Source organism: Spartinivicinus poritis, from assembly GCF_028858535.1.
GTDB classification, from domain to species: Bacteria; Pseudomonadota; Gammaproteobacteria; order Pseudomonadales; family Zooshikellaceae; genus Spartinivicinus; species Spartinivicinus poritis.
In genome coordinates this window covers 1-3,393 of the sequence record NZ_JAPMOU010000126.1, presented here as the reverse complement: position 1 = coordinate 3,393, position 3,393 = coordinate 1, and the positions used below count along the sequence as shown (strand labels likewise).

Annotated in this window: 5 protein-coding genes and 3 pseudogenes; 1 reads left to right on the top strand and 7 read right to left on the bottom strand. The window is 40.1% G+C overall.

Going from position 1 to position 3,393, the window contains the following annotated elements; genetic code table 11:
- Positions 1-72 precede the first annotated feature (72 nt).
- The 3 genes and pseudogenes from ORQ98_RS29155 to tnpA form a co-directional block, all read right to left on the bottom strand.
- Positions 73-411 (bottom strand): IS66 family transposase, encoded by a 339-nt coding sequence (locus ORQ98_RS29155; RefSeq protein WP_274692339.1) that lies wholly within the window; start codon positions 409-411, stop codon positions 73-75.
- Positions 412-458: 47 nt separating this feature from the next.
- A complete protein-coding gene (tnpB, locus tag ORQ98_RS29150) occupies positions 459-824 on the bottom strand; it encodes an IS66 family insertion sequence element accessory protein TnpB (protein WP_274692338.1) in 366 nt (121 codons plus the stop codon).
- Between the two features lie 44 nt (positions 825-868).
- A pseudogene (gene tnpA, locus ORQ98_RS29145) lies at positions 869-1,087 on the bottom strand (IS66 family insertion sequence element accessory protein TnpA); the annotation flags it as partial.
- 147 nt (positions 1,088-1,234) lie between these two features.
- Here tnpA and ORQ98_RS29140 point away from each other — a divergent pair.
- Positions 1,235-1,388: pseudogene (locus ORQ98_RS29140) on the top strand (IS481 family transposase); the annotation flags it as partial.
- Between the two features lie 57 nt (positions 1,389-1,445).
- On the opposite strand, the pseudogene ORQ98_RS29135 reads toward ORQ98_RS29140, so the two are convergent.
- From ORQ98_RS29135 to ORQ98_RS29125, 4 genes and pseudogenes are all read right to left on the bottom strand, one after another.
- A pseudogene (locus ORQ98_RS29135) lies at positions 1,446-2,098 on the bottom strand (IS256 family transposase); the annotation flags it as partial.
- 34 nt (positions 2,099-2,132) lie between these two features.
- Positions 2,133-2,357, bottom strand: a complete 225-nt coding sequence (locus ORQ98_RS29790) for a helix-turn-helix domain-containing protein (RefSeq protein WP_425347734.1) — start codon at positions 2,355-2,357, stop codon at positions 2,133-2,135.
- Positions 2,358-2,418: 61 nt separating this feature from the next.
- Entirely contained in the window at positions 2,419-3,090 is a 672-nt protein-coding gene (locus ORQ98_RS29130; RefSeq protein ID WP_342455241.1) for an IS630 family transposase, read from the bottom strand.
- A 54-nt stretch (positions 3,091-3,144) separates the two neighbouring features.
- Positions 3,145-3,393 (bottom strand): hypothetical protein (locus ORQ98_RS29125; protein ID WP_274692335.1); only part of this gene is annotated, 249 nt, incomplete at its 5' end.

The following is a 3,393-nucleotide window of genomic DNA, read 5'->3' as shown; positions in this document are numbered from 1 at the left end:
ACAGCATCGCTGTGATGATATAGACAAGTTATTTATACAGCATCTTCAATATGCCACTTTATGATTTTCTAGCTATAGTGGTTTACGACCGCCTCTTTTTTTCGGTTTAGGTTTATCCTCTGGTGTACCTGGCTCACCTTCCGTTTCTTCCTCTGCTTGTTGAACTAACTGCTCAGCCTCATCAAACAGTTCACCTTGTGCGGTATTTTTTTCACTGCTAGGGCCAAGACGGCGATAGCGCTCTAAGCGTAGATACTCCTCAAGTATTGCAATGCGTTTTTGCTGAGCTTCAATAAGCTGATCTTTTTTGGCGATAATGGCTTCTTTTTCTTGCAACAAACCGTTGACCTCTTCTAAACAATCAGAGGGATTGGGTTGATCTATTTGGGGTGCATTATCAGGTAGTTTCATGCTTGATAGACTACCATAATCAAGGGTTGGAACTCATCTATTCACGCTTAAAAACACGACTCATAATGCAGTTTTTTATGGGGTACCATTTTATTAATATCATACCCATCCAATAACCAATTAATTTGTTCACCCGTTAGGGTAATAAGGGTTTCTGATTGTTTAGGCCACTTAAACTTTTCTTCGGCTAGACTCTTGTAATAAAGCACAAAACCGTTGCTTTCCCAGAATAGACATTTAATTTTATTACGCCTTTTATTGGTGAAGGCATAGAGATAGCCTTCATAAGGATTATGCCCTAACTCTAGCTCACCAATGGCTGCCAGCCCTTGGTGAGACTTGCGAAAGTCAATGGGATTGCGGTATAGGTAAATGGCTGTTAATGACTTTGAGGGACGCATAATAGAACTCATAACAGCACTTTCAACAACGACTGAACAATTGGAATATTCGATAGTTAGATGTCAGTCAAACAAATACCATTGGGTAACTGGAGTGTTAATCCAGTGGCTAAATCATCCGCTGTCTTATCCTTTACTTCATTTAGTGCGACAGGGATAAAGTTTGATTGGGGGTTGCCGGCTTTCTGCTGCTGACCTTGCTCAAATTTGCGATACCAATAGCTCAATTGATGGGTTTTTAAATTGTGCTCTTCACAATAGGCTTTTTGGCTGAGCTGTGATTGTTTCTAGGTGTGAACATGCTGAAGCCAGTTGTTTTTAAGGGCTTCTTTACTTGTAACCATAATTGACTCCTCTAAATGATGGGCCCATTATGGACAACTAAAATAGTTTTCAAATAACGTGGATTATTTAGCGCTTACCAAACGAATGGTATTTGTGAACGATTCCATAAAACAATTCTTAATGAATTTTATCAAGTGACCTTTAGGTAAAATGTGTAATGGGCGTACCCCGATGCAAACGTTACTTGATGGCAAACAGATTTGGGCTGAGAAAAATTTAACCCAAATCTAATCTGACAGGGCACCTGAAAAAAGTGGGTAGTGTCAGATCAGATATGAGTCAGTACACCTTAACGCCTCGATTATTTAACTCCGTCAGCACTGATAACCAAAATTTAGCCCCTTCATTTTCACTGATCCATAGCCCTAATAGCTCTTTATGCCCTTCCATGTTGATACCTAACGCTACATAAATGGCTTTATTGACTACTCGCTTGTCATAATGGGCTTTAACGTGGATGCAGTCCAGATAAACTATTGGATAGACTTCATCTAACGGTCTATTTTGCCAAACTTGAACGCGCTCCAGAACAGACTCTGTGACTTTAGCAATGACATTATGGGAAACCTTGGCTCCGTACATTTCTTCAAAGGTTTCAGCAATATCGCGAGTTGACATGCCACGTGCATAACACGCTAAAATTTGGTCATCAAATTGAGTGAGGCGAGTTTGCCCCTTTTCAATAAAGGTGGGCTCAAACGTGCTATTACGGTCTCTTGGGACTGATACGTCAACTTCACCTGCTGTACTTTATAATATCCATTACGGCTATTACCACTATTATGGCCCTCTACAGCATGTTTTTCATAGCCAAGGTGTTCATCCATTTCAGCATTGAGAGCGCTTTCGACAAAGGTTTTGAGAAGAGATTGGGTTAACTCATTGAATTGGTCTTGAGTGGTAATATTGCCAAGTAGTTTTTTTAATTGCTCTTCTGTCATTTGTGGTGTTCTTTTGCTCATTCAGTTGCTCCTATTAAGGAAGTTTACATGAATGAGCAGTTACACAAAATAAGTGACACTCTCGCTTGCTATTGATTAAGGCTTTTTCCCCATGTTTTTCATACTCTCTCTTCCAACGGTAAAACGTATCCCTAGAAATACCCCAATATCTACAGGTTTTACTCACATTTCCAGTTTCTTGAGCATAAGCTAACACTTTAAGTTTGCGCTTTACTTCTTGCTCATCTTTTCTGTTTATTACTACACCTCAACTGACAACATACTAAATATACAGAATATGTCAGATGAGGTTTAAAGTTTCACACATTATCCGCTATCACGTAAATCGTTTGAGCCTGTGGATATACGCTTTCCAGATAGTTAAACAGATCAATGGTTGAATCTGCATTGATATTGTCTTCGCTAAATAGTGCAACCGTTTCCAGGGTTTCTGCATTCATCGCACCATGAATATTGTAGCGAGAGCGACCTGTATTCGCCTTTAGGGTTTTTTCTTGTCCTTTCTTAATCCAGCCATACGCGGCTTCTGAACAGTGAGTTGGATGCATCGCATCCAGAAAAAATACCGCTTCATCAGCCCGTTTTGTCTTCATAAATTGATTATATTGCTCAAGGAACTCTTCTTGAGCATGTATATTGGGGTTAGCCGGCACAAGCTTTGGTTTTTTATACCTATACCCTAGCTGATGCAAAAAGTCTGTCATGCCACTGATACTATACTTAATACCAAAAGTGGCTTCTACATAGCAACAAACACTACCTGTACTTAGGTGAATATGATTATCAAGTTCTGCACGTAGACAGGATTTTTGCTCATCGGAAAGCTTGGATTGACTACCTTTGTGGTGACTTTTCAGTAACTCACTAACACCACCTTGTCTATAGCGGTTAACGTAACCTCTGAGTGTTTCATCATCTAAGAGCAAGGCTTCTTTTACTTCCTGAAGTGTCCAACCGCTTCCTAGCAAAATAACGGCATTAATCTTATCACTCGATTCCGAAGTTTTTTTAGATTGACATAACTGCTAATTTATTGATGCAGCCGCTCTGTATTTTAATGACTCAGAGGACTCTTGCTTGCCTAAGTCTAAACCCGCTAAATGTTTTTTCGAACGATGCTCAGGCAGCACACTGATTATTGCTGCGGTAAACGCTTCCAGCTGTTGTTTTGGCTCATCAGCCGTGACAACCGATTCGACAGTTTTTATTAGGGCTTCTGCTTTGATTCGCTCAGTCAAACAGCCAACAGGTAGCCCGGGCTGCTTATTTTCAAG

What these genes read in the sequence shown, in the direction of transcription:
- tnpB (WP_274692338.1), bottom strand. Translation starts at nt 824, where the DNA reads ATGAGTTCTATTATGCGTCCCTCAAAGTCATTAACAGCCATTTACCTA.
- ORQ98_RS29155 (WP_274692339.1), bottom strand. Translation starts at nt 411, where the DNA reads ATGAAACTACCTGATAATGCACCCCAAATAGATCAACCCAATCCCTCT.